The organism is Halorhodospira neutriphila (assembly GCF_016584055.1).
In the GTDB taxonomy this organism is placed as follows: domain Bacteria; phylum Pseudomonadota; class Gammaproteobacteria; order Nitrococcales; family Halorhodospiraceae; genus Halorhodospira; species Halorhodospira neutriphila.
The window spans coordinates 1-1,799 of sequence record NZ_NRSH01000222.1 but is presented as its reverse complement, the minus strand read 5'-3'; the positions used below and the strand labels follow the sequence as shown (position 1 = coordinate 1,799).

The 1,799-nt window shown below is 78.2% G+C and carries 2 protein-coding genes; both read left to right on the top strand.

Annotation, left to right across the window (positions count from 1 at the left end):
* The first annotated feature begins 6 nt into the window (after window positions 1-6).
* A complete protein-coding gene (gene argJ, locus CKO13_RS11960) occupies window positions 7-1,206 on the top strand; it encodes a bifunctional glutamate N-acetyltransferase/amino-acid acetyltransferase ArgJ (RefSeq protein ID WP_200261330.1) in 1,200 nt (399 codons plus the stop codon).
* Window positions 1,206-1,799, top strand: a 594-nt coding sequence (locus tag CKO13_RS12955; RefSeq protein WP_200261328.1) for an NUDIX domain-containing protein, incomplete at its 3' end; no start/stop codon positions are given. The genes argJ and CKO13_RS12955, both read left to right, overlap by 1 nt.

The following is a 1,799-nucleotide window of genomic DNA, read 5'->3' as shown; positions in this document are numbered from 1 at the left end:
TCTGAGGTGGCGGGCTTGGCCGCGATCCACCCCGTCCCCGGCGTCCGGCTCGGCACCGCCTGCGCCGGCATCCGCCAGCCCGGGCGCCGCGACCTCACGATCCTGGAGCTCGCCGCCGGCGGGCAGGCCGCGGCGGTGTTCACCCGCAACCGCTTCCGGGCGGCGCCGGTGCGCATCGCCGAGCGCCACCTCGCCGCCGCCGCCCCGCGCTACCTGCTGGTCAACACCGGCTACGCCAACGCCGGCACCGGCGAGCGCGGCGAGCCGGACGCGCTCGCCTGCTGCCAGGCCCTCGCCGAGCGCACCGGGGCGGCCCTCGAGGCGGTCGTGCCGTTCTCCACCGGCGTCATCGGCGAGCCGCTGCCCGTCGAGCGCATCCGCGCCGGCCTCGACGCCGCGCTCGGCGAGCTCGCCGCGGACGGCTGGGAGGCGGCCGCGGAGGCCATCCAGACCACCGACACCCGGCGCAAGCTCGCCAGCTACCGGGTGGCGCTGAGCACCGGCACCTGCACCATCACCGGCATGGCCAAGGGCGCCGGCATGATCCGCCCCGACATGGCGACCATGCTCGCCTTCGTCGCCACCGACGCGCGGCTGCCCGCGGCGGCCCTCGACGAGGCCCTGCACCGCTCCGTGGCCCGCTCGTTCAACCGCGTCACGATCGACGGGGATACCTCCACCAACGACGCCTGCCTGCTCGCCGCCAGCGGCCTCGGCCCCGAGGTGGCCGGCGAGGGCGCTGACCGCGAGCGCTTCCAGGCCGCCCTCGACGCCGTGTGCATCGACCTCGCCCGGGCCATCGCCGCCGACGGCGAGGGGGCGACCCGCCTGGTCGACGTGGCGGTCAGCGGCGCCGCCGATACGGCCGAGGCCGAGCGGGTCGCCTTCACGGTGGCCGAGTCGCCGCTGGTCAAGACCGCCCTCGCCGCCGGCGACCCCAACTGGGGCCGGATCCTGGCGGCGGTGGGCCGGGCGGAGGTCGACGACCTCGACCTCGCCGGCGTGGCCATCGCCCTCGGCGACGTGCCCGTGGTCAGCGGGGGCGGCCGCGCCCCGGACTACGACGAGGCCGCCGCCGCGGCGCAGCTCGCCGGCTCCGCGGTGCGCATCGGCATCGACCTCGGCCGCGGGCGGGGCGAGGCCACCGTCTGGACCTGCGACCTGACCGCCGAGTACGTGCGCATCAACGCCGAATACCGCAGCTGATGGCCGCGGCAGCCCCGATCCCCGTCGCCGCGGCGGTGCTCCGCGCCCCGGACGGGCGCATCCTCGTCCAGCGCCGGCCTGCGCACCGCGACCAGGGCGGGCTCTGGGAGTTCCCCGGCGGCAAGATCGAGCCCGGCGAGTCCGCCGCCGCGGCCCTGCGCCGGGAGCTGCGCGAGGAGCTCGGCGTCGACGCCGAGCCCGGGGCGCCGCTGATCCGGGTCCCTTGGGACTACGGCGACAAGCGGGTCGTCCTCCACGTCCTGGAGATCGCGCGCTACGCGGGCGAGCCCCGCGGCCTCGAGGGGCAGGCCGTGGCCTGGCAGGCGCCGGCGGCGCTCGACGGGCTCGCCTGGCCGGCGGCGAACCGGCCCATCGTCCGCGCGGTGCAGCTGCCCGGGCACTACCTGGTCACGCCGTCCGAGCCGCAGGACCCGGAGGCCTGGCTGGCCCTGCTGGAGGGCGCCCTGGCCGGCGGGGTGCGGCTGGTCCAGATGCGCCGGCCCGATCTCGGCGCCGCCGCGTGGCTGCGGCTCGCCGAGCGCCTGGGCGGGCTCTGCCGCGCCCACGGCGCCCGGCTGCTGCTCAACGCCGAC